19 protein-coding genes and 1 pseudogene are annotated in these 25,050 nt (G+C 39.9%); 6 read left to right on the top strand and 14 right to left on the bottom strand.

Annotation, left to right across the window (positions count from 1 at the left end):
• Positions 1-85 precede the first annotated feature (85 nt).
• From G4P69_RS27505 to G4P69_RS27475, 7 genes and pseudogenes are all read right to left on the bottom strand, one after another.
• Entirely contained in the window at positions 86-1,420 is a 1,335-nt protein-coding gene (locus tag G4P69_RS27505) for a PAS domain-containing sensor histidine kinase (protein WP_208352587.1), read from the bottom strand.
• A 76-nt stretch (positions 1,421-1,496) separates the two neighbouring features.
• Complete coding sequence (locus G4P69_RS27500; RefSeq protein ID WP_208352582.1) at positions 1,497-3,377, bottom strand: CheR family methyltransferase; 1,881 nt, start codon at positions 3,375-3,377, stop codon at positions 1,497-1,499.
• A 603-nt stretch (positions 3,378-3,980) separates the two neighbouring features.
• A pseudogene (locus G4P69_RS27495) lies at positions 3,981-4,592 on the bottom strand (chemotaxis protein CheB); the annotation flags it as partial.
• A gap of 143 nt (positions 4,593-4,735) precedes the next feature.
• Positions 4,736-5,734 (bottom strand): sensor histidine kinase, encoded by a 999-nt coding sequence (locus G4P69_RS27490; RefSeq protein WP_208352571.1) that lies wholly within the window; start codon positions 5,732-5,734, stop codon positions 4,736-4,738.
• Positions 5,735-6,135: 401 nt separating this feature from the next.
• Positions 6,136-6,336, bottom strand: coding sequence for a VOC family protein (locus tag G4P69_RS27485; protein WP_208352568.1), 201 nt, complete (start codon positions 6,334-6,336; stop codon positions 6,136-6,138).
• A complete protein-coding gene (locus tag G4P69_RS27480) occupies positions 6,336-6,911 on the bottom strand; it encodes a Uma2 family endonuclease (RefSeq protein ID WP_208352590.1) in 576 nt (191 codons plus the stop codon). Before G4P69_RS27480 ends, G4P69_RS27485 begins: the two co-directional genes overlap by 1 nt.
• A 276-nt stretch (positions 6,912-7,187) precedes the next feature.
• The gene (locus tag G4P69_RS27475; RefSeq protein ID WP_208352566.1) at positions 7,188-7,940 is read right to left on the bottom strand and encodes a phycobilisome rod-core linker polypeptide; all 753 of its coding nucleotides are present in this window, start codon (positions 7,938-7,940) and stop codon (positions 7,188-7,190) included.
• A 423-nt stretch (positions 7,941-8,363) separates the two neighbouring features.
• On the opposite strand from G4P69_RS27475, the gene G4P69_RS27470 reads away from it, so the two are divergent.
• The 4 genes from G4P69_RS27470 (at position 8,364) to G4P69_RS27455 (ending at position 11,387) form a co-directional block, all read left to right on the top strand.
• Entirely contained in the window at positions 8,364-8,882 is a 519-nt protein-coding gene (locus G4P69_RS27470) for a phycocyanin subunit beta (protein ID WP_208352564.1), read from the top strand.
• A 101-nt stretch (positions 8,883-8,983) separates the two neighbouring features.
• The gene (locus tag G4P69_RS27465; RefSeq protein WP_208346787.1) at positions 8,984-9,469 is read left to right on the top strand and encodes a globin family protein; all 486 of its coding nucleotides are present in this window, start codon (positions 8,984-8,986) and stop codon (positions 9,467-9,469) included.
• Between the two features lie 145 nt (positions 9,470-9,614).
• Complete coding sequence (locus G4P69_RS27460; RefSeq protein ID WP_208352563.1) at positions 9,615-10,430, top strand: phycobilisome rod-core linker polypeptide; 816 nt, start codon at positions 9,615-9,617, stop codon at positions 10,428-10,430.
• 87 nt (positions 10,431-10,517) lie between these two features.
• Positions 10,518-11,387 carry a phycobilisome linker polypeptide gene (locus tag G4P69_RS27455; RefSeq protein ID WP_208352561.1) on the top strand — a complete coding sequence of 290 codons (870 nt, stop codon included), beginning with the start codon at positions 10,518-10,520 and terminating at the stop codon, positions 11,385-11,387.
• Between the two features lie 75 nt (positions 11,388-11,462).
• Here the strand turns inward: G4P69_RS27455 and G4P69_RS27450 are convergent, their stop codons facing one another.
• The 5 genes from G4P69_RS27450 to G4P69_RS27430 are packed head-to-tail and all read right to left on the bottom strand — an operon-like array spanning position 11,463 to position 17,086.
• A complete protein-coding gene (locus G4P69_RS27450) occupies positions 11,463-13,424 on the bottom strand; it encodes an Hsp70 family protein (RefSeq protein ID WP_208352559.1) in 1,962 nt (653 codons plus the stop codon).
• 32 nt (positions 13,425-13,456) lie between these two features.
• Complete coding sequence (locus G4P69_RS27445; protein WP_208352556.1) at positions 13,457-14,515, bottom strand: hypothetical protein; 1,059 nt, start codon at positions 14,513-14,515, stop codon at positions 13,457-13,459.
• A 21-nt stretch (positions 14,516-14,536) separates the two neighbouring features.
• A complete protein-coding gene (locus G4P69_RS27440) occupies positions 14,537-14,959 on the bottom strand; it encodes a type II toxin-antitoxin system VapC family toxin (RefSeq protein ID WP_208346105.1) in 423 nt (140 codons plus the stop codon).
• On the bottom strand, positions 14,956-15,231 hold the full coding sequence (locus G4P69_RS27435; RefSeq protein ID WP_208346104.1) for a hypothetical protein: 276 nt from the start codon (positions 15,229-15,231) through the stop codon (positions 14,956-14,958). The genes G4P69_RS27440 and G4P69_RS27435 overlap by 4 nt, the downstream gene beginning before the upstream one ends.
• A gap of 13 nt (positions 15,232-15,244) precedes the next feature.
• Positions 15,245-17,086, bottom strand: coding sequence for a tetratricopeptide repeat protein (locus G4P69_RS27430; protein ID WP_208352553.1), 1,842 nt, complete (start codon positions 17,084-17,086; stop codon positions 15,245-15,247).
• 256 nt (positions 17,087-17,342) lie between these two features.
• Between G4P69_RS27430 and G4P69_RS27425 the strand changes: the two genes are divergently transcribed.
• Together G4P69_RS27425 and G4P69_RS27420 are read left to right on the top strand one after the other, a co-directional pair.
• Positions 17,343-18,902: a DEAD/DEAH box helicase gene (locus G4P69_RS27425; RefSeq protein ID WP_208342810.1), complete on the top strand. Its 1,560-nt coding sequence runs from the start codon at positions 17,343-17,345 to the stop codon at positions 18,900-18,902.
• Positions 18,903-18,904: 2 nt separating this feature from the next.
• Positions 18,905-20,122, top strand: coding sequence for a DUF790 family protein (locus tag G4P69_RS27420; protein ID WP_208342808.1), 1,218 nt, complete (start codon positions 18,905-18,907; stop codon positions 20,120-20,122).
• A 21-nt stretch (positions 20,123-20,143) separates the two neighbouring features.
• Here G4P69_RS27420 and G4P69_RS27415 read toward each other — a convergent pair whose 3' ends face one another.
• Together G4P69_RS27415 and G4P69_RS27410 are read right to left on the bottom strand one after the other, a co-directional pair.
• Positions 20,144-21,037 carry a hypothetical protein gene (locus G4P69_RS27415; protein WP_208342807.1) on the bottom strand — a complete coding sequence of 298 codons (894 nt, stop codon included), beginning with the start codon at positions 21,035-21,037 and terminating at the stop codon, positions 20,144-20,146.
• Positions 21,038-21,190: 153 nt separating this feature from the next.
• A partial coding sequence (locus G4P69_RS27410; RefSeq protein WP_208352550.1) for a trifunctional serine/threonine-protein kinase/ATP-binding protein/sensor histidine kinase occupies positions 21,191-25,050 on the bottom strand: 3,860 nt, incomplete at its 5' end.

Below are 25,050 nucleotides of genomic sequence, written 5' to 3'. Positions count from 1 at the left end.
TTTGATAGAGGATGGCAATTTTGCTACGAAAGAAGGCTGCTGTCGTTCAAAGGGTGTAGGGTGTAAGGTATCCACACCCTACACCCTATTCAGACGCTGATTTTTTGACTTGTCTTGGCAAAACGACACGAAAGGTTGAACCTTGATCTTGTTTACTTTCGACAGTGATGGTTCCATTCATCAAACGGAGCAATTTATCTACAATTGCCAGTCCCAAACCTGTGCCACCATATTTGCGTGTTGTAGACTGATTTAATTGCCAAAATCCTTGAAAAATATTTTTTAATTCGGCTTCTGGTATGCCAATACCTGTATCTCTGACAGTTAGTGTAAGTCTGTCTTGATTTAGTTCCTGCAATTCTATAAGTATGCCACCACCGTCTGTAAACTTAATGGCATTGGAAAGCAGGTTAACTAAAATTTGCCGTACGCGATCGCTATCATTTACAATTAGCGGGTTTTCGATTTCTGTATGAACAGCCAAAGTTAAGTTTTTCTGCTCAGCAAGAAAATGCAATTGTTGTGTAGTCGTTGTTACCAGATCAACTAAGTTAAATTCTTGCAGTTGTAGATCTACCTTACCTGCCTCTAATGCTGAGAAGTCAAGTATATCCTCGATCAGTGCCAGTAAATGTTTACCACTGTTGATAATTTTTTCTACCATAGTTCTTAATTCAGGCGGGAACAAATGGTAATAGCGGCGCAATAATAATTGAGAAAACCCCAAAATAGCATTCATTGGGGTACGCAATTCGTGAGACATCACCGACATAAACTGGGACTTTATCCGTGTGGCTTCTTGTAATTGTAAATTCTGGAGTTGAATCGAGCCCAGTTGTTCTTCTGCTTGCTTGCGTGCTGTAATGTCGCGCAATAACCAGCGCAAACCTAATGGGTTATCTTCGTGATCGTATACAGTGGCTACATTGATCGAGCAGCAAAATTGCTCATCTTGACGTGGTTGCAGACGGACTTCCCACTCCTGGATTTGTCCCATCTTACGGAGTTGCAGCAGTTGGGTACGAAAGGCTCGGCGATCTTCATTCAGAATAAAGTTGATGACTAGTTTGCCTGTGAGCATTTTTTTAGAAACTTTGAGCAAGTTAACAGCTGCCCGATTAGCTTCTAAGATTTTTCCGTCGCAATCTGTTACCAAATACCCATCTGGAGCAAAGTCGAATAGTTCTTGGTAGCGTTGTCGCTCTTGTTCTATTAATTTTTGAGCATTTGCTAGCTCCTCGTTTTGCACAAGCAGCTCTTCTTCAGCTGAGTGCAATTCTTCCAGAGCAACTTTGAGTCTATCTAAAGCTTGCGCCAGCAAATCTTGTCGTGCTAAGGATGATTCACTAACATGTTGATCTAGCGTCTCTGTACGCTGGCGCACCTGATCAATCTGCTGTGCAAACTTATCTAGATTCACATTCTTACCCCCTTTACCCATAAAGCTACTTACAGTGTATTTGGGCAAAACTTGATCTAGACTCTATCTATGGTCATCAGTCATTAGCGCTGAATGGCTCATTATCTTGCTCATGTTCCTCCATTAATAGTATAACTCCCTGGATTTCTAACCCTGTAGCGATTAATGGAGTGCAAGTGATTTGGCAGAGGACTGCTTTACCACGACGGTTTCTGGCATTCAAGACCACTTGGTAAAATTGCTGTTCTCTGGTTATAATAGCCTGTATAGGTTGTCTGAGTGGTTCAAGCGGGAGACCAATATCCAAGCTGAAAAAATGCTGCAAAACAACTTCATCAGAGTGTAAACCCCACAAATCCCGGGCTTTGCGATTCCAAATCAAGATAAGTAAATCTGAACTGAGAACTACTACTCCAGCACGAAGACTTGTGAGAATCGATTCAAAAAAGCTGTTGACTCTGTTAAGTTCGTCACTACGGTGGCGCAGTTCTTCATTAATTGATTGCAATTCTTCGTTAGTGGATTGCAACTCTTCATTCATTGTTTCTAATTCTTCGTTGGTAGATTGAAGTTCCTCGTTAGTGGTTTCTAGCTCCTCTACAGTAGACTGAAGTTCCTCATTAGTGGTTTCTAACTCCTCCACAGTCGATTGCAGTTCTTCATAAGCTGTTTCCAACTCCTGGTTAGTATTTACGAGATCCTCTTGAAGTTGATTAAAACATGTAACATCATCGAAAATAATCTTTACGCCTAACAGATTCTTAGTGTTGCCCTTTAATAAAGGTAGAATCTGCACGTCAAAGTATCTCAATTCCCTTTCGGACTTAAACCATTCAATATCTTTTAAAGTGACAGCGCGACAACTCTTGTGAACTTGCTCAATGCCCGAACCCAACTCTACTGGTCTGTAAAAAAGCTCCAACTCTTGCAACGGGCGACCCAAATCTTTAGGATGGATATTAAACAGTGTCTGCGCTTGGAAGTTGGCTAGCAACACTGAATTGTTCAGATCTACAACAATTTGGGCAACTGGATCAATCTCGAAAGCAGCTTCGTGAATCCACACCTGGTCCTCCATTTCAAGAGCAGGCTGCTGATTTTGTAACTGAACCATATTAAAAAGCAGATCACGCATGTCACCATGGGAATTCTTAGTAAAAACACGAAGCCTTAAATCAATGGGTATAAAGTAATGGTTACGAGTAAACAACATTTCTGCTTTTCCTAAAAATAGAAACCCAGCGTCATTTAAAGCGAAGTGAAATCGATCTAAAATTTTAGATTGAGTTTCTGTGTTTAAGTAAATTAGGGTATTACGGCAAATGAGCAAATCGATTCTGGATATGGGTGCATCTTGAGCTAAATTGTGACGACCAAAGATCACGCAGCGACGCAGCTCTTTCTGGACTGTGTAGACACCATTAACCTGCTCAAAGTATTTTTCTAGCAAGTTATGAGGCACTCCTTGAACGTCCTTAACGCTATAATTTCCCTGACGAGCATGATTGAGAGCTTCCACATCCACATCGGTGGCGAAAACTTTAACTCGCGATGAATACTGCTCCATACCTAAAGCTTCAGCCAATAGCATAGCTACAGAGTAGGTTTCCTCTCCAGAAGCACATCCTGCACTCCATACCCGAATTGGTTTGTTAGGATGTTTTTGGGCAACAATCCGGGGCATAATTTCATTAGCTACGTACTGCCAGGCTTCTGGGTCTCTAAAGAAAGCAGTGACGTTGATTAAAATTATGTTAAATAACTTAACAAATTCATCTGGGTGTACTTCCAAGTAATCAAGAAATTCACTGTAGCTTTCCAGACCAAGAAATTGCATACGCTTACCAATACGACGGCTTAAACTCGTACGTTTATAGTTTTTAAAATCAAAACCCCGGTTAGCTTTAATGTACTCTAAAAGATTTTCTAGTTCTGGATTCGTTTCTTTAGAAGTCATAATTTCAGGTTTTTAATTAATAGCTGATTTTAAATTTTCATAATTTAAAGTATATTGACTAAATATATAAAAATTGTGCTATGTGATTTGACACAAAAAAATTCCCCCAGCAAAACAAATTGAATATCATGTATACTAACGGATAATGCTGATTTCCAACTTGTAGGGGCTTTCTGGCATACTCTGCAAGAATAGGGAGGCTACGCCCTTACAATAGGTGGGAATACCCTCAATACGGTTCGGTTAAGAAAATTTATCAAAAAATTTGGGTTTAAAACCCCGTCATTTTAGGGCGGCTTTGTGTTAAAGTCTGGATATGTCAGTAAAAGACATTTAAATAAAACCTACTCCCGCACTGGGAGGAAGTCACGCCTAAAACACTCTTGAGGAGACACGCGGCTGTGCTTCAAGCCGGGAAACCCGTCCAACGCACTGGCTTATCAGTACGCCTTCAAGGCAAACGTATTGAGCGGTGCGTAACCTGTGAAAGCAGGATATTAAGACGCTCATGGTCTTAAGAATCTCCGTCTCTTTAGAGCGGAGAGTGTCAAATGATTATTAGTGATCATTATCAGGTGGATTATTTTTTATAATAGGAGCCTCTTCTAATTCTCCAGGACTGGGGTTTTGTTCTTTTTCTTCTACAGGCGTAGAAGCTAAATTTATTAAAATATTTGGTATTTCAGATAACGGTAAGATGTAATCAATATTATCTACATTTTGGACAGCACTAAGAGGCATTCCAGGATACATTGCATCCTCGGGACTTTGAACCACCGCACGACCATGTCGGATTTTTACTGCCTTCAGTCCTGCTGTACCATCATCTAGCGACCCTGTTAGCACAACACCAACCACTCTCTCCCCGTACCCTCGTGCTGCTGTACGAAATAATGGGTCGATTGCTGGACGATGACCGTTTTCTCTGGGACCCCGAGATAAAGTGATATATTTAGGTTTAACTAGTAAATGGTAATCGGGCGGAGCAACATAAATGTGCCCTTTAACAATTGGTTCGGCATCTTTCGCATGAGATACCGGCAAAACTCCTGCTCTGCTTAGAATTCGTGGTAGAACACTGGTGCCGTGGGATGGTACATGAAGTACTACAAATAGACTAGCATTCAAATTTTGCGGTAACTTGCTTACCAGATAACTCAGCGCTTCAACTCCGCCTGCTGACGCTCCGATGACGATAATATCGTGTACGGGCATTTTGCTTTATCCTCCTAATAGATAACTCCCATGGAGGTGAACTACAATGCTACTTAAACCTTAACACAGTGGTACACTAGGCGAGAAATAAAAAATGATTTAACCTTTTTAGAAGGTAGCTTTGCGTCCGTTCCCTGTAATAGTTAAGACAACTTGTTTTTAACAAATCTTGGTAATTCGATTACAAAAGTTGAACCCTGACCTAGGGTACTCGTAACGCTAATTGTACCTTGTAATATTTCCACTAATGATTTAGTAATCGCCAACCCTAAACCAGTACCGCTATATTTGCGTGTAGTTGTCTGATCTACTTGGCAGAATTGCTCAAAAATCTTCTCTAAGTCGGATTCAGCAATACCTATACCACTATCGATGACTGCGATCGCTATTCTATCTTTAGAGATTTCCCACACTTTAACTTCTATAGAACCAGTTTCTGTAAATTTTATAGCATTTGCTAACAGCCTATTAACAATCTGTTTCAGTCTAATAGCATCATTGACAATGATTGGATTTTCAAGATTAATATTAAAATTTAAACTTAATTTTTTTTTCTCGGCCGTAAAGATGTGTTCGTTGATAGCTTTCACTATCAAATTAGTGAGGCTTAATTCTTCTAATTTAAACGATACGTAACCAGTTTCTACTTTATTAAAGTAAAGCAAATCATCAATTTTCGCTAATAATTGGTTGCCATTATTGAGAATTCTTTGCACCATGTCTTGTTGCTTTTGCGACAGGCTCGAATTGCGTTGACGCAATAACACTTGCGATAAACCTAAAATAATATTTAGAGGTGTGCGTAGTTCATGAGATGTATTACTTATAAACTGGTCTTTTATCTGTTGCGCTTCTAAAATTTCCAGTTTTTGTAGATTTATTTGCTGTTGTTTTTGTTCAAGTTCGCGGTTTTTCTGTAGCAAAATTTCATTTTGTCTGGCTAACTGCTGCTCTTTTTCTTTTAAAGCTTTGAGTGTTTTGGCATTGGTGAGCGCGATCGTTATAAACTGGCGTACAACATTCAGAAGATTCTGCTGGATATGAAATGCATAACTATTTTCCCAATTACCAAATACCTCTTTGCTGGGATCTAATAATGAACCCTGACACAGTTTCTCTTTTTTGTTTACAAATTCAACCACTTGCAGATCCTCACACCATGAAAAATGCTATAGCAGTCTAGAACAATAAGCCACCAGACATTGTACGGAATCCTCAAGAACCGTATCTACACTTTTTTTGTAGAACGACAGGCTTCCGCAGGATCTAGTGTAGTAGCATTCCAGATTTCTCCGGTTTGCGCCGTATTACTACGGTTATCAACTACTCTGTATTATTTATGCAACCCCTAATATTACTAAAATCAATTGATTACTGATCTAGTTCGCCAGACTACGTGACTAATTTTGGATTATCTCTAATTTTATCAAGTACTGATTTTTTTCTTTTTAAATTTTCTATGAAATATAGTCACTTCGTAAACAGTGAAAATACTTGCGTGATATTACTTAAAATTATTATAATAAAATATGTGTATTTATTTTTAACTAGCAAGTGCAATAAGAATTCCATCCAAATCACGGACGTATGCGATCGTTTTTCCCCAAGGCTTAATTTCAGGTTCTGCAACAGGGACAGCACCAGCTTCTACCGCACGTAAAAAAGCCGCTGATACATCGTCGGTAACAAAATCAATTTCCATACCCGCAGGTAAATTCGACGAACAAAATTTCATGATGATCATTACCAAACTTCTGTCAAGTCCAAGACAAATCCTGGTAGGATGTCTTCTCCTGATAAAGAGGTAGGATTGTCTAATACTTCAACTTCGTGACCTTGTCTGTATATTTCTACCCTGCGACTTTTCCGGTCAATTAACCACCCTAAACGAGCTTGATTTTCCATGTATTCTGTCATTTTTGCTCGCAATGTTTCCATGCTATCAGATCGGGATCTTAATTCCACAACGAAATCTGGGCATAGCGGAGCAAAACCTTCTCTTTGTTCAGGTGTAAGTGCTTCCCATCTTTCTAATTTTACCCAAGAAGCATCAGGAGAGCGGTCAGCTCCATTTGGTAAATGAAATCCACCAGACGAGTTAAACACCATACCCAATTTTGTTTTGCGGTTCCACAGCCACAGTTGTCCTTCAATATTTATGTTACGATTGCTTGTCTCGCTTCCGGTAGGAGGCATAATAATTAGCTCTCCAGCAGCACTTCTCTCTAGTTTTAAATCACGGTTAACAACTGCTAGTTCCTTGAACTGCTCGTGACTGACTTTAAACGTTGGGGGAATGGTAATGGTAGGGTTGACCATACGGTTAGTTTGAGTTTGGTCTACTTCTTCTAAGATAGTCCCAATCAAACAAGTTTCACCACCAAGCATGAAAGAGGAATATTTCCTACTCCTGGCTCCCTTTTATACTCTTTACAAGAGTTAATTTTTTCATAAATTAAACCGGATTTCTATATATAAATTTTTGTAACCAGATCCGAAAGTCTGTAGTTGCACTTTAGCGCCTCTAAAGTGCAACTACAAACTAAATTTTGTTGGTAGTTAGCGATCGCCCATCCCCAAAGGATGAGTTTTTACTTAACGACCGCGATAAGGCACTGACTTCTCAATATCAATGTTGCTGGTGGAAGTGAAACTCGGCTTACCGGCTCTGGGATTGATAGTTTCTGCCATTTTGAGGAACAAACTGGGGTCGCCAGTTCTTGGTTGTTTGTCGTAGGAGCGGAAGGTACGGACTGCTTCTTGCCAGATCCCTTGAGGGAAGCCCAATTTATCGCGATAGTAAGCGTCATACCGAGGAGTGGTAATGTTAAAGGGAGTCTCACCAAGAACACGGCTGGGCAGAATACGACGGCGCTGATAGGGAACAGTATTTTCACCAAAGTTCTCGATGTATTCCTCACTGTTGAGGAGATCTTCAATAAACCCCTTGACCCCTTTTGTCATAACCACTGCCGACCAAGCAATCTTCTCTGCGTTGCTGTAAACCTTGCGTCCCAAAACTTTTTGGACACAGTGTTCAACAAAGCGATAATTACTGTTTTTGTTATAAAAACTGTCGATGAAGGTATTAGAAAGCAGCAATCCACGGATGAAGTCACGAACTGTGATCTGTCTGTTACGAAGTTGAGACTCTAAAACAATCTCACGGTCCCACTTGAAGGCATGAAAGAAAATCTGGCGATAGGCAGCATTGATGAGATTATCAATCTCTGCTGGTGTAAAGAGATCATCGGTTGAATAAATGATAGCTTCATCGTCCCGAGCGCCTAGTGCATCTACACGCTGGTTTGGACAAGAAGGAGAATAAGCCAAAAGAGGAATAGCCACAGTTATAAAAACTCCCAATCTTACAGTGCTTTAAAACAGAATTCAGAAGGAGCCAGTGCGGTGGACGGGTTTCCCGGCATAGAGCATCTGGCGTTCAGAATTCAGGAATCAGAAGTAATTGGGCAGAATTCCATACTGAATTCTGGCTCCTGTATCCTGAATTCTTTCTGTTAAAACAGGTGTCCCGATTATACAAGGGCGAGGGATTGCAAATCTGCACTCCTCAGGTAAAACGTTACAGAGTTTAACTTTGAAGGTTGAATCGACGCTCTGTAAACATCTGTGTAAAAAGTAGTAAAGAACTCAATAAATCGTAATACAAATTGATCCCGGCTCATTGTACAAACAGATCACTAGGACTGAATCTCTCGAGAGAGATAGAAGTTTTCGTAATCAGATAACTTACGTTAGGAGGCTGGATAAATGTTAGACGCCTTTACCAAGGTTGTTTCCCAAGCTGATACCCAAGGTCAGCTAGTCAGCAATGCTCAAATTGACGCTCTGTTGGCTGTAGTTAAGGATGGAGCAAAGCGCACCGACGTTGTGAACCGTATCACAGGTAACTCTTCCAAGATTGTGACTGATGCAGGTCGTGCTTTGTTTGCAGAGCAGCCCCAGTTGATTGCTCCTGGTGGCAATGCTTACACCAACCGTCGGGTTTCTGCCTGTCTACGTGACCTAGACATCATTCTGCGCTACGTCACCTATGCGGTATTCCTAGGAGATCCTAGTGTTCTGGATGATCGCTGCTTGAACGGTTTGCGTGAAACCTATTTGGCTTTAGGTGTTCCTACCTCTTCCATGGCAACCGGTGTCCTCAAGATGAAGGAAGCTGCTATTGCAATTGCTAACGATCGCAACAACATCACACCAGGTGACTGTAGCTCTTTGGTTGCTGAATTATCCAGCTACTTTGATCGCGCAGCAGCAGCAGTAAGCTAAAATCCCGTCACTCGCAAGCTTAAAGTTTAAGCTAAACCTCTTTAAAACTAAGGTTTTTTCCAGTTCACACTTTCTAAAACTCTAGGGAGATATCACTAATCATGAAAACCCAATTGACTGAAGCAGTCGCATCTGCTGATTCTCAAGGTCGTTACTTAGGCAACGTTGAACTTCAAGTGGCTTTTGGTCGCTTGCGTTTGGCTACTGCTGACTTAGAAGCAGCAAAGGCTCTGGGTGCTAAAGCTCAACAATTGGCGGAAGGTGCTGCTAATGCGGTTTACCAGAAGTTCCCCTACACCACCACCCTCGAAGGCAACAACTATGCTTCTGATGCTCGTGGTAAAGCCAAGTGCTTACGCGACATCGGCTACTATATCCGAATCGTCCAATACTGCTTGATCGCAGGTGGTACAGGTCCTGCTGATGATTACTTATTGGCTGGTTTAGCTGAAATGCATAGCCGCTTTGAATTGGTTCCCAGCTGGTATGCTGAAGCCCTCAAGTACATCAAGGCTAACCACGGTTTAAGCGGTGACCCAGGACTTGAAATCAACTCCTACATCGACTACATCATCAACTCGCTCTAATTGAGCACTCTGCCAGGAACAATAGGCAGATCTATCGATACGATAGTTTTGTTTATTTTTCCTGGCAACTTTAATATCACCACTAAAGTTAAAAATTTGTGACATAAAGTTGTTTAGAGATTTAGTTTCTTAGGAGAACACTAATATGGCTGGCTTACAAGAAGCAGGGAGATTGGGGATTAAACCCTTTGAGGAAACACAACCCGTTGAATTGCGCCCTAATTGGACTCAAGATGATGTACAGGCGGTAATTTCAGCAGCCTATAAGCAGGTGCTAGGCAATGACCACTTAATGCAGTCTGAGCGGTTGGTCGGAGCTGAGTCGCTTTTGGTACGGGGTCTGATTTCGGTGCGAGATTTTGTTAGAGCGATCGCTGAGTCAGAACTGTATCGTCAGAAGTTTTTGTATCCTAACTTCCATGTGCGCTTTATTGAGTTGAACTATAAGCACTTACTGGGACGAGCACCCTACGATCAGACCGAGATTGCTTATCATTTAGATCTATTCATATCTAAAGGGTACGAAGCCGAAATTGATTCTTACCTCACATCAGTAGAATATCAAGATAGTTTTGGCGATAACATTGTCCCCTATCACCGCGATTTTAAAGTCGATCACCCAGGACAAAGAGCCATCGGCTTTAGCCGTTTGTTACACCTCTATCGCGGTTATGCTAATAGCGATCGCGCACAAGCACAAAAACAACCCCGCTTAACTTGGGAAGTTTCCAAAAATTTGGCAACTCCAATCCAAGCTCCTTCTGGTGGACAGCTTTCTGGTCCTGTAGGTGGTTCTCGTAGTAATGTCTACCGACTGCGAGTGTTACAAGCTGCATCAGCCAAATCCCCTGTTGTGCGTCGGAGTACAACCGAACTGATCGTTTCTTATGACCAATTAACCAATAAGCTACAACAGTTGAGTCGTGCTGGCAGTAAAGTCATCAGTGTGACCGCTGTCTAAATAACCAATAACCGGAAGACTCCCCACATTTTTAGCTTGGGGAACGTCAGCCATTGTATTAAGAATTATTGCAGGAGAGTTTTTTAAGTGGCTATTACAACAGCAGCACCTCGTCTAGGGACGTCAGCTTTTAGTGATGTTAGTCCGTTAGAACTGCGTCCCAATGCGACTCCAAGAGATATTGAAGCGATTATTCTTGCTGTTTATCAGCAGGTGTTAGGTAATCCTCATCTGCTTAAGTCTGAGCGTCTTGTAATTCCAGAATCTTTGCTGCGCGATCGCTCGATCACCGTCCAGGAGTTTGTTCGTCTAGTTGCTAAATCTGAACTATACAAACAAAAGTTCTTCTACAATAATTTCCAAAGCCGGACGATTGAGCTTAACTTTAAGCATCTGTTAGGGCGAGCACCTTATGACCAATCGGAAATCACCGAACACCTAAACCTGTATCAATCCAAAGGCTTTGATGGAGATATTGACTCCTACATTAACTCTCCCGAGTATCAAGCATACTTTGGTGAAAATATTGTGCCTTACTACCGCGATCTTGAAACCACAGGTGTTGGTCAAAGAGCCGTTGGATTCCCCCGTCTACTACAACTTTATCGAGGCTTTGCCAATAGTTCTAGTGCACAGTTAATTGGTGGTGCACCCCGATTGGTGAAGGATCTAGCTCGTAATACTGCATCTACGGTAGTACCTCCTTCCGGTGGTGCAGGTGGTTTTGCTTTCCAACCTGCTCTCAAAGGTGACGCTTCCTACAGCGCCTTTGGTGGATCAAAAGCTTTCGGTTCTGGTCGTCTTTTCCGCGTTGAAGTTGCAGCAATTAGTGGACCAGGTTATCCTAAAGTTCGCAGGGTTAACAAAGCCGTCATTATTCCTTATGAAGAACTCACTCCTCATATGCAGAGAGTTCAGCGTCAGGGCGGTAAGATTGCTAGTATTACTCCTCTTTAAATCATTGAACAGTTATCAGTTATCAGTTATCAGTTATCAGTTAAGAATATAACTGATAACTGTTTATAATATGCGTCAAGCAATTAACAATCTAGCCTTATCCGCTTGTTCTTGAACAGTTTCTTTCAGCCACTCACTAATAGATTTTGCTAACTTAATAGATATTGTTGGATCTTGGGTTAAAGTCTCCAGGATCTTTTGTTGTAATTGTGGTTTCTGCTGATAAGCTAGTTCATCAATTTTCTGATCAGGTACTAATTTGCGCACCCAAGCAGGTATATCTATATCCTTAACAAACGACTCACCTACAAAGTAAGCTATTATCCCAACAATAGGTGCAATAATCCCTGCAAAAATGAGGATATGAAATAACCCTGCTAAAACAACGCCAACAATTAAAGCCACCAGGTGTCCAACAAATATAGAAAGTCCAGTAAAATCCTCTAGAGATACAGATGTAGGTACCTTTCCTGTATGGTCATTCAATTCAATTGTTTTGTTAACAAATGTCCCAAGCGGTAAACCATACTTATTAGAGATTGAATTTGTTTTCTCCCTAACTTCATTCTGAATTCTTGCTAGCCACTCGATTAGACAGCTAGTCATTTTGTGGTTTGCATCACTTCCTGTTAACCAATCTTTAGCTTTTTGTCCTATTTGAGACTCTAAATCTGAAAGCTTTATAATCTCTCGATTGCGCCAAGATTTTACTTGTTTTTTGATGACTTCTTCTACCAAGCCATTTGCTAGTTCCTGTGATAATTTCTCTAAAAATTCAGGTATATGACTCCCAACGATACCTGTTAATTCTTGATCAAGGAAGTGACTAATTTCTTCCATAAACCAAGCTGTACGAATATAAACCCGTCCCCAACGCGCTAATCCTCTAGCAATCGAAAGCTCAGGTTCTCCATCTCTTTTGCAAGACAAATCGGCAAATATTTTTTGACATATTTCTAGAACAAACCACATCTTAGAAGCACTACCCGTAAGTAGAATAGCACTAGGTTCAATCCCTTGCTGAGCTAATTTCTGTTTTACCGCCTGTAATTGGTCATGAAAAGCATCACGCCAACTTTTATTACCTAGTTCTGCTACAGGTTGGTTAAGGATTGCATTCATAATTTTGCCATTAACCAAAGGCAAAAACTTATATTGTCTTTGAATATCTTCGCTACCCACATTAACAATGGTTTCTTCGTAAGAATCCTGGTAGGAAAAATACTCTTCTTTTGCCTTACGGCATCGCAGTTCACAACGATTCTTGTATAATTGGTTTTCCTCAAAAATATGCTCTAACTGCGAAATCTCTTCTAGTTGGAAAATTTCTTCATCACTAAGAAGTTCTCCTAGCCGTAAAATTTCTTCACGTCCCTCTCTATATTGTCTATGACATTCCAGGGTTTTCTTGAGAATTTCTTTGTCAATGAGTGATGCACCCAAATCGTGCCCAAAATCTACCGGAGTATCAGACATACCCTTAACAAGAGTGTAATCTGTGGTAGATGAACCAATATCAATCACCAGCACAGATTTTTGTAATTCTTCTATGGTGAAGATACCACTTTCTTTAGCGTGCATCAAAGCAGCACGTGACTCTTTAACTACAGTGACATTTGGTAAAGAACTTTCCTCAAGGAGTTGTTTATAATTTTCAGTTTCTTCTTGCCACCATCCTGATGGACAACCTATAAAAAAATAGTTGTTATTTCCTGACTGAATTTGATTAGTATCAATTAAATGTTGATAAATTGCATTAACAAATTCTTTAATATTTTTTTGAAATGCTATATCATTAAAATGCCTTGTTTTAAAAGCAATTTGAAAAAAATTTGCATCCGGCATTAAATAAGCCATTTCGCCAATAATCACTCCTTTTTTGGGATGATGGGCGATGGCTGTAGTTTGACTTTTACGATTATTAATCAGCAAACTTTGAGGAGAAGTTTCTTGATTATCTGCTCGCACCCAAGTAAGAGCCGTTTCTCCGTGTCCTAAATCAAAGCCAATAATTTTAATATCGTGATAATCATGCATTTGAGTTTATAGAAATAAAGTAAAATAACCAATCAGACAACATCAATTCCACCCCCTACTCCCTGACTTTTGACTTTTGACTTTTGACTTTTGACTTCCCCAGAGGGGCTGGGGCTGGGTTCGATCACATACCCAGGTAAAAGCACTTGATCATCTTTAACAAAAGCGTGTTTCAAGGTAACGTAGTCTGTGATTTTTGGATCAAGACTCGGTTCAAAGTAAAACATTAAATCCGCTTCTATTCCCGAGTCTTGTTTCTCACCAGGTTGATAAACCTGTGCTTGTATTCCGTAATGTCGCAAAATCGTTGCAGCTTGTTCAATACGCCTACGCACAGTAGTTGGAAGCTGAGTCTCTTGATTCAGCGCATCCGCCATCAAGTCTTGCAGGTACTCTAACAAGTCTAGGTTATTTTCTAGCCCAGGTAACGGTGCTTTCTCTTCTCTTGTGCCATAAGCAGCAACAGTAATGTCAATTGATTGCAAAGCTTGATAGAGATAATTCAACAATTTATCGATATCTATACTTATTTTAACCTGATTTTTGCGGGGCTCTGGCAGTGAAGCAAAATCGATGTTCTCCGGTAACTTCTTTGGTTGAAGTATTTTTCCAATCACTCCTCCTGTTATTGCGCCTATGAATCCCCATGTATAACCGCCAGCAAACGTTCCTGTCGTAAAACCAGCAAGTAAGCTTCCGATAACGTCACGGTTTCGCTGCACCGGTTGTAATAACACTTGCTGGTAATAATTAGGTGATGTTAAAGCTTGTAGATTTTTTTCTATCTGAGAAACTTTTGTCAAAGGCGATAAAGTGTCATTTTTATGAGATTTTTCTACAGCGTTCGGTTCTAAATCTTGCAATTTGATTAAGCTCAAAATGCTAGTGTATTGATTCAGTTCCTTTAACATGACTATGGCAATACGCGCCTGTGATGGAGTCAAACTTCTAATATAATCACCATTTAAATCTGCGAGCTTGTTAATCTCATCCTGAAGTATATTGACAGTTTGCTCAGTTGTCTCTGCAGCTTTTAGTTGTGTTTTTAGTTTATCTTTAATTTCTTGATAGTGAAATGTAAGTGTTTGCATAAAAATAAGTTTCAAGATATATCATGGGCGAAACACTCGCTCAAACGGTGAGCGTCGATAGCGACGGTAAATATCAAAGTCCTTATCAAGAGTTGCGATAGCAGCAATTTCCAAACGTTCAGAAATAGCAATCAATGACAAATCGGCAAAATCTCCTGGTAAGTTAGCATATTGAGCGTTGAGTTCAGCAATTCTTGTAAAATCCTCAGTAGTAAGATGTTCGCAGCTATATACACCATTTGTTAAGTGCGATAAAAACGTATTTTGCACTCGCGAATTAAAAGCAAGGAAATACATTACTTCAGTAACACACGCGACTGTAGTTATTAGATCACTAGTACAGTTGGCAAAGAAACCACGAACTTGAGTGTGATAAGCGTCTGTAGCATTATAAAATGCTATTAGTAAAGAGCTATCAACAAGAATGACACGATAATATGTCATGCTTGTTGTTTCTGCTGGCTTTCTTCATAGCGACGCTGGAAATGCTCAGCTAGGTACTTGTATCGTTTATCCCGATCAGATAAATCACTAGGCCCATTCAGTAAATTTTCGGGATAACCGCCCATTCGCTCTAAAATCGTTTTACGAGGTTGTAAGCTCTGCCAATGTTCCACCAGTAGTCGTTTTATTAATTCATTGCTTGTTGTTTTTTCGTGTGCGAGAATTTCTACTAAATACTTTTCTATCTCATCATCCAAGCTTATATTCAGCATAACTTTTTACTCCTTACATACTTCGTTTATATTCTTCTAACAAATGCGGAATGTGATCATAACCATCTACTCCAATGACGGAAATGATTTTAGACCGATGTTGCTGTAATAAATTGTTGAATGCTTCGGCTCCAATTTGTCCATGCAAAATTGTCAATAAACCTGCTGGTTTTCGCCACTCATGAGAAGCAATTTGATTTAACAAGTACATACCCAGACAACCAGTGTAAATTGCTTTGTCTTGGTTTTGTAAATGGTAATAAGCTTCAGCTAATTTACCTAAGTTCACACCTTGCATGTGCAAATCACCAGCAGTTTGTGCTATCTTAAAGCCTTCTTCTAAGTATTTGATAGCTGCTTGTGGTTGTTGAATAACTAAAAAGGCAATACCTAAACTGCTAACACATAAAGCTTTGCTTTGAAGATCGCCTAATTTTTCTGATAATGCTAAGCCTTGTTGCAGATAGTTAATTGCTGTTTCATAAGTTTCTGGTTCTACATCTTCTGTCTGCTGCGCTTGCATAACTTCGCTGTAGCCTAAATTGACTAAGGCGTTGGCTTCTCCTGTACGATCGCCTGTTTGTCTACTTAGTATTAATGCTCGTTGGCTGTAATTAATTGCTTCTGTATAATCTTCCTTAGCAACATAGGTACGGCTGAGGTGGTTAAGATTTGCAATCTCACAAGCGCGATCGCCTGAGGTGCGTGCTATCTCCAAAGCTTCCTGATGAAACTGGGCAGAGCGATCATATTGTCCTAAAGCTCTCTGAGAATACCCTAAAAGTGTTAGAATTCGTGCTTTTTCTTGAGTCCCTTCAGCTTGGCGCAGTGGTTCGTTTAAGTAATTCAGCGCATCTCGTAAATATGTACCAGAAAAAGAGGCAAAAATCCCACCATAGAGGGGAAAGTAAGAACGCTGCGTAAAAGTACGGAGAATTTGTAACAGGACTTGGGAAGAGGCTTTACCATATACTGTACTTTCGTCCAAAGCGTTTGCCAATTGACTCCAAATCACTGCAAAAGTCAAGAAAGTTGAAATCGACAACTTGGAACCTGCTTGGATATTGTAAGTCTGTTGGTCAAACCAGTTGACTAAACCTCGTTGCAAGTACTGCAAAATTAATGCTATTTCTACCCAGTCACTGAGGGTTACGCTACGCTGTTGTTGAACAAACTCAATGACCGATTTTTCCATTGCCAATGTGCGGAACAAAGATCCTGGTAACTCACTATTGACTTGCTTTGCCCAAGTTGCCCATGGTCCACGTTCTCCAGGTATACCACCAAAACCGAGTGCTTGGCTTTGTTCGTACATCCAACTTACCAATTGATCTTGTAATCGCTGCCAAGACGCCACACCTCGGATTATACCATCTGATATTTGCTGTATATCAGTATCCGCTTGGGCAAAGGTTTGTAAAGACTTTGACAACTGCTGGATTTGCTGTAAGGAAAGTGGATACTTTCGGTTAGGATCAACAACACGTAAGAATGCAGCTAGACGTAACTTACTATCGGCTGTAGTAATTTCTTTAGCAGCAGAGGCGATCGCATAATTAGCCTTATTTTGCTCTTGAGCCCGTTGCCATTGACTTTGAATCGTCTTAATTGCTCTCAAACTGCGGGTAGCTTTTGCTTGCTTGAGTTCGTCTTTTTCGGTTTCTACTTGTTGCTGGGTAGAGGTGAGGCGATCGCTCAAAGCAAGCTCAAACACTTCTCCTGTGTCTGTCGTTATACCTTTTAACAACATTTGATACACCTGCTCTTGGGAGCTAATCTTACCCTTGAGCGTGTTTTGGACAATTTCATCGATTAAAGCGAGATAGCGATCGCGCAGTGATAAGGATTCAGACACTCTACCAACCAGAAAGCATTACGTTAATTTTAACGAATTATGGGGCATGGGGCATGGGGCATGGGGCATGGGGCATGGGGCATGGGGCATAGGGATGAAGAAATTTTTTTCACTTGATCAATAGCGAGTCCTCTGTCTTTTATCCCCTCATTTATGTTCACATAGTAACATTATGGTTGTAATGTAGTGTTTGTGGGTATACCGATCATGGCTCATGTTCCATGCCCTATGCCCTATGCCCTATGCCCTATGCTCTATGGCTCGCACTCCTACATTAACTTTTGATCGTGGCACGTTAATTCTGCACCCACCACCACGCGGTAAAGCTTGGATGGATTTTGCGACATGGGATGATAGAGTAGAGAAATTTCGCATACGGGCAATTCAATATCGTCCTTTGGTGGAAGCACTACAAGCCCAAAATACTGATTTTATCGATGAAGCGAAAGCCTTTGTTCCTTTAGAATTAACTTCTACTCTAGAAATGGAACCTTACCTTCACCAAACTGAGGCGTTAGCAGCTTGGAAATTAGCAGGAAGACAAGGGGTGGTGGTGCTTCCCACAGCAGCCGGAAAGACTTATTTAGCACAAATGGCGATGCAAGCGACACCACGTTCAACATTGATTGTTGTGCCAACGCTGGATTTAATGCATCAGTGGTATGCTCATTTGAAGGCAGCTTTTCCTGATGTTGAAGTGGGATTGCTAGGGGGTGGTTCGCGAGATAAAACACCTATCTTAGTTGCAACTTACGATAGCGCAGCAATTCATGCAGAAACAATAGGGAATCAGTATGGGTTGTTAATTTTTGATGAGTGCCATCATTTACCGACAGATTTTAATCGGGTGATTGCGGAGTACGCGATCGCTCCCTATCGACTCGGACTTTCCGCCACACCAGAACGGACTGATGGTAAACACGCTGATTTAAATATTCTTATAGGCAAGGAAGTATACCGTAAACGAGCAGAAGATTTGGCAGGCAAAGCTTTAGCAGAACATGAAGTTGTGCAAATTAAGGTCAAATTAGCACAGCAGGAGCGAGAACGGTATAGTCAACTTATTCAAGTCCGTAATGATTTTTTGCGGGAATCCAGAATTTCGTTAGGAAGTCTTCAAGGTTGGCAGCACTTTGTACAAATGAGTGCGCGATCGCAAGCTGGACGTAGAGCAATGCTAGCACACCGGGAAGCAAAGGAAATTGCCTTGGGTACCGATGGTAAGTTGCGAATTCTTGCTGATTTAATTGCACAACATTACCCAGAACGGATTTTAATTTTTACTGCTGATAATGCTACTGTTTACCGCATTTCTAGTGACTTTCTCATTCCAGCAATCACACATCAAACACCAGTCAAAGAGCGTCATGAAATATTAACAAAATTTCGAGAAGGAGAGTACAAATCTCTGGTTGCTTCTCATGTGTTAAATGAGGGTGTCGATGTACCAGCAGCGAGTATTGCAATTATTTTATCTGGGACTGGTTCAGCAAGAGAATATATTCAGCGTTTGGGAAGAGTTTTAAGAAAGGGTAACAATAAAAATAAGCAGGCAATTTTATATGAAGTCATAGCTGAGGATACCAGCGAAGAAGGGACTTCAGCAAGGAGAAGGGGGAATGAACCACAAAGAATAGGGGGAAGTTCACCTGAAGAGCAAAGTGTTCGTCGCAAAAAACGAGAAGAGAAGAAAAAGAACTTACAAATTGTGTACGGTACTGGTAAGGGAAGAAGTGCTAAAGCTGCTGAGCAGATGGAGATAAATTATTCAGTGGAAAATTCCAAATCTTCAACACAGAAGAGCAAGGATGATTAAAAATGTTACCAACAGATTTGCTAACTTACAGACAAAATGGGGAGGAAATAACTCCAAAAAGATTGAAGATTGATAACCAGAATTTGGAGATGGCAAATGAGTTAATTTCTTGTTTTCAAAAGCTGGTTGGGCAAAGTCAAGGCGCACTTGAGCGTCAGTTGTTGGAGTTAGAAGGAGATACTCCTGACTATAGGATAAAGCGGGGTTTAGCTTATATTATCAAAAGTAGTTTTTGTACATTTGAGGTGGTGAGTCCTTTAGAACCTCAAATGTTACGAGAAAGGGTGTTTACTTTGGCTGCTAAATCTGTTAATAGTCGAGAATTGGCAGAAGTCACTTTGAATAAAGTTGCTGACGAGTTAAGCCGTGAACTTGAACGAGAAGTTTTACCGAAACAAGTTCGTGATGGATTGTATGCGGATTTGGCAGAAAACCGAATTTTGACTGCTTTTGATACACCAAAGCCAGAGGAATTGTTACATCGATACAATTTATCTCAGGTGCAGGGAGTGTTTTATAAAGCAAGCCAACTGGTTATAAATGCTCACCGCAATGTTCCAGGGCAGTATAAGCTTTTGTTTCGCTATCTTAAATTATTTCAATTAATGGCTTATATTGAGGGTGATGCAGACCACGGTTTCTCAATTACAATTGATGGTCCTACAAGTTTGTTTACTCCTAGTACGCGGTATGGGTTGGCGATCGCTAAACTTATCCCTGCACTACTCCATGTTACTAAATGGAGTCTTGCTGCTACGCTGCAAAATCGTGATCTTTACACCAATACTTGGAAAACTGGACGTTTTACCCTCAATTCTAATTGCGGTTTGATATCTCATTATTCACCAGGTAAACCATACGATAGTATGATTGAGTCTTCTTTTGCTGATAAGTGGGATGCAATGAAAACGGATTGGGTGTTAGAACGAGAAGTTGATTTAATTCCTATTCCCGGAAGCGTGATGATTCCTGATTTTAGATTAGTTCATCCAGATGGGCGTACCTTCTTACTAGAAATTGTTGGTTATTGGCGTCCCGAATATTTACAAAAAAAGTTTGCACAAGTAAAACGTTCCGGATGTGATAACTTGATTTTAGCTATTTCGGAACGTTTGAACTTGGAAAAAGCTGGGGTACAGTTAAATAATGTTCCAGCTAGAATTGTTTGGTTTAAAGATAAACTCTTACCAAAAGCTGTCCTAGCAGTTATTGACGAATAGTATTTTGACTTGGAGCTTTTATTAACCGCTACTTATTTCCAGATCAGAAATATTACATTTAAAAGTTGCCTTTCTACCTAAAACTCCCACTCTGACAAAATCTCTTTCTTCTAAAAATTCTCGGATGACAACCTTTTGTCCGTACCATCTATCTTGTTCAGAACCTTTATAAATGGCAGATGTCCAAATTTTTAGTGATGGTTTATCCTTGGAATGTGGAGTTATATCAGCAGCAACCACACGAATCTGCGTTTCTATATGGTTGTGCAATTCTAGATTTGCTATTTGTTGTTCTGCAACATCTGGTTTGCTTGAAGATTTCAGTAGACTCCCTAGGTATAAACTCATTGGGAGGCTAGAGTCTTTGTAACCTTTTTCAAAGGCAAGTGCCACATCTCCATCTTCAACTCTAACAACCAGTTCCCTAAAACCAAATCTATTCTTTTCCCATTGGATAGGTTTGCTTACTTTGGGTTTTGGTGAAGACTGTTTATTTTTCTTAATAATTTCTTTTGCTTCTACTTGATTGACATCACCACTTTCAATAATTTCCTCTAAAGCAGCTTTATTGGAAGGTTTAGATAACTCACTTAGAGTAAAAATACTTAATTCATTACTAGTTTTTTCTGGCAGATGCTGCGCTACTTCAGAGGATTTAATTAATTTATCGCTATTGCTTTTAGAGATTCCGAAAGACTCCACCAATTTAGTGAAACCTCTTTTTGTTTGTTCTTTAGCTTGTTGTAGGCAGTTTCCAGCAAGTAAAGATAATTCTGTAGAAAATTCTTGTAATTCTTTCGCAAGTGTGATATATTCTGCTGCCTCTAGTTGAGAGTCTTGTAATTGGAGGGCAAATTCTTGAAGAGAATTTTGAAAAAAGTTTGAAAAAGAGCTGGCTAAAAGGTTTTCTGTCATGTTAAGATAACTTTATAGTTTTAAATTTGTTTATTTTTCTCCAGAGAAACTAGTAATTTCTCTGGAGATTTCTGTATATTACTACAGTAGCGAAAATTGCACAAGTACCGCAGACAGGTTTTTTAATGAAAGCTGTTTTACAGGTCAGAAACTTTACCGGATAGGGAGGACAATTTTAAATTCCGTTCCGTCGGCTATCTGAGAGCGTACAGTCAAAGTGCCGCCATGTTGCTGGATAATAGAATAACTGACAAATAACCCTAAACCTTTACCACGACCAACAGGTTTTGTAGTAAAGAATGGATCAAAAATGCGGTCTTGAAGATTTACAGGAATTGTGCTATCTGTGTTAGAGATCGCAATTCGCAATCGTTCATTGTCTATCACTTCAGTACGAATCCGAATTTCTGGGTTTTGGCTGCTTTGGGGATTATCTCGAATCGCATCAATCGCATTGTGGATAATATTGAAAAAAACTTGATTTAATTGGCTAGGATAACAATTGACCAGAGGTATGTTACCATACTCCTTGATAACTCTCACTTCAGGTTGATTTCCAGAAGCTAGCAAGCGATGTTGCAAAATTAACAGCGTACTTTGTATTCCACTGTGTAAGTCTACAGCTTTGATTTCAGCTTCGTCCAATCGAGAGAAGTTACGTAAACTCAAGACAATTTGGCTGATGCGCTCACTACCGACTTTCATAGATTCTAAGATTTGATTGACATCCTCATATAGAAAATCAAGGTCAATTTCCTCTCTCATAGCTTGAATAGCTTGACTAGGCTGGGGATATTCCTGTTGATAAAGTATAAGTAACCGCAATATATCTTCTATATAACTATCAAGATGGGTAATATTCCCGCGAATGAAACTAACTGGGTTGTTAATTTCGTGCGCAATACCAGCTACCATTTGACCGAGGGATGACATCTTCTCACTATGAATTAATTGCCCTTGAGTTTGTTGCAATTGTTTCAAAGTTTGCTCTAGATCTTGAGCTTTTTGGTTAAGAGCTTGAGTTTTGCGTTCTACCTCTGTTTCTAGGGTTTGGGCATAGTTTTCTGTTTGTTGATACAGACGGGCGTTTTCTACAGAGATGGCAGCTTGGCTAGTCAACAATTGTAGAATCTCAATGCGATCGCTAGTAAAAGCGCCTACAGTTAAGTTATTCTCTAGGTACAAAATACCGATAAGTTGTCCTTGTCGGCTAATGGGAGTACACATCACTGATTTCGGGTGATGGGTGATGATATAGTTGTCACTAGCAAATTGCGCTGAATCGGTTAAGTTTTCAAACACAGCTGTTTGGTGAGTCCGTACAACTACATAGATCAAACTTTGAGGAATTTCTTGGTATTGCTCAAGGGGAATTTCTAACATGTCTACCTGTTGACAATCTGCCTTAGCTACCACTAGCCATTTTCCTTCTTGGTAGAGAGCTAAATGACCGATTTGTGCCCCAGCATTGGCGATTGTAATATGCATTAAGGTTGCTAATAGTTTTTCTAACTCAATTTCTTGAGATATAGCTTGTGCAGCTTTCATCACTGCTGGCAAATCTAACCACAAATTCTGTCCACTACTGGTGCTAGGGGCAAAATTTGTCATCGTAGGTTCGACAATCGCTTGTAGTAATTGTGGATACTGTTGTTCTAAATGGGTTAGTTTCGCCTTTGCACCCCAACGAGTGTAGCACTGGTAAGCTTCCTGCATATAGTCAGCCGCTAGTTTTTCTCTACGCCAGCTCAGATAAAACCTAGCTGCTAATTCGTTAGCTAAAGCTTCTTCTTGGATGTAACCGTTTTCTTTTGCAGCTGCGATCGCGCGATCATACCAATTTCCTGCTTCATAATTCTTACCTAAAACCCGGTTCTTTTCAGCTTCTACTAAATAGTATTGATGTAGAACATTCATCGGGCAATACTTAGCCCACATTTCCATCTTCTCTTGGTTATCTATTACTTGATTTAGAAGCTGTGCTTGGGCTTCTTCGTTAACACTCAAAAAAATACCTAAGCGTGCTAGTGAAGCATAAAAATAGCATTGTCGCAACACAACTTGTGCTAGTCCACCAGATAAATAAAATTCTGCTTTTTCGGCATATTTTTGGGCTATGTCATATTTGTAAAAAAGATAACTAAGTTGAAGCTTATAAAAATAAAAAACTAGAAGTTCACTTATATCATTGTTTGCTAAACTAATCGGAAGCCTAACTGTTTCGTCGTAGGCTTCACCCTTCAAAAAACATACATCGTCAACACTTCCTAATAAATTTAAAATATTTTGTCTCAGAATTCCAATGTAGTGCGCTAGCCTGTTTTGCTTGATTTTCTGAAGAGAATTGATATAAATTTGTGTACTTGTTCCTAATGTACCCAGTTCTTGACCAAGGAAATACAAATGAGCATGGTAGTAATAGATAGAAATAGATGCATACTGTAAATCTCCTGTCTCCAAACCAATTGAATAAGATTCTAGAAGAGGTTGTAACGTTTCTTGAATATGTTCCCTCCAATGCTTGATAAGGGAGTTAAATACATTTAATATTTTTGCAGTTACTTCTTTAGTGTCGAATTGACTCAAAAGGTTAACAGATAATCTACCGAATCGATAGCCAGATTCAACATCTTTCACAAGTTGGCAAAGAATAATACCATAGCTACCATATGCAAAAGATGAGTACGGAGAATTACCGTATTGAAGAGACAAACTAACTTGTTTTAATGAAATGAGAATAAATATATTTGTGTCTATTTGATAAGCGAAAGTTGTGATGATAGATAAAATTTTTATCGCTGCCAGGGATGTTTTATCTGCCATTAAAGGCAGATAAATTAAATCCTCAATTTGTTTATCATTAAATAGCTCTATTGTCTTGATTATTTCACCTTTTACCTCAGAATCGCTGGGTTTATCAGGGAATTCAATTCCCAATAGCTGCAAAATTTCTTTTCCAGTACAAACGGCTTCTAGTGCTTGATTCTGTGATCCGTAAGCCTCAATTTTAACTTCATACACTTTGGTTTTATCCAATGGATCGGACACAGAGTCTAAGACTGTTTGAATAAGTTCCGCCATTAATTCAAATTTGCCAGCCAAATAAGCCGCCTCTGCTGCTAGGTTGTGCAATTCTAATGCCAACTGATACTGAGTCTGCCAACAATCTGCTTTTAATAACTTAATTCCAAAAGTTGCATATTCAGTTGCAGCAGTGTAAGCAGTTGAAACTCTTGCTTTAGAACTAGCAGATAAATTTAACCAAGCAAGTTCTTCTTTTTCCCTTGGTTCAGTAATTAGTTGAACACCGTAATTTAATTGGTTAACAATATCAAATATTTTTTGCTCTCGCTCTTTTACAGTTATATTCTTGAGTAAGAGTTGACCAACCTTAAGATGAGTCGCTTGTTTTTGGGCTTCAGGAATCAGATTATAGGCAGCTTGTTGAACGCGATCATGCAAGAATCGGTATGCAGCATTTTCAATATTGCCAATATTCAGTTCTGTCTGATCATGGTTCAAATAAAATTTATATACTTGATTTTGTGGGATAATCAATCCTTCTTGTAAGGCTCTCCACAAAGCAGTCGCCGTTTGTGCTTGTGATTGTTCCCAAACAACCGCCAAGTTTGCTAAATCAAATTTATTTCCAATACAAGCCGCTAACTTAAGTACCTCTTTGGTTTCATTAGGCAATTTCTGCAACTGCTGCGCCATAAATTCCACGACATTATCAGTTAGAGATAGCGCATTTATCTGGGCTATATCACATTCCCAATACCCCTGCTCACTATTAAAGGTAATTTGCCCACCTTCGTGTAATGCTTTGAGAAACTGGGTGATAAAAAACGGATTTCCTTGAGTTTTGCGATTGATTAATTCTGTGAGAGAGCGCGATCGCTCGGTTGTACAATGCAACGTATCAGCAATTAGCTGATTTGTATCGCTCAAGCCAAGAGGTGAAAGCGTAATTGTATTCACCGTCTTCTCGGCTTTCTTCAGTTCTTCCACCA

The sequence above is a fragment of the Aetokthonos hydrillicola CCALA 1050 genome (assembly GCF_017591665.1).
Taxonomy (GTDB): Bacteria; Cyanobacteriota; Cyanobacteriia; order Cyanobacteriales; family Nostocaceae; genus Aetokthonos; species Aetokthonos hydrillicola.
The sequence above is the reverse complement of the archived record's forward strand: the minus strand, read 5'-3'. Positions and strand labels throughout refer to the sequence as shown.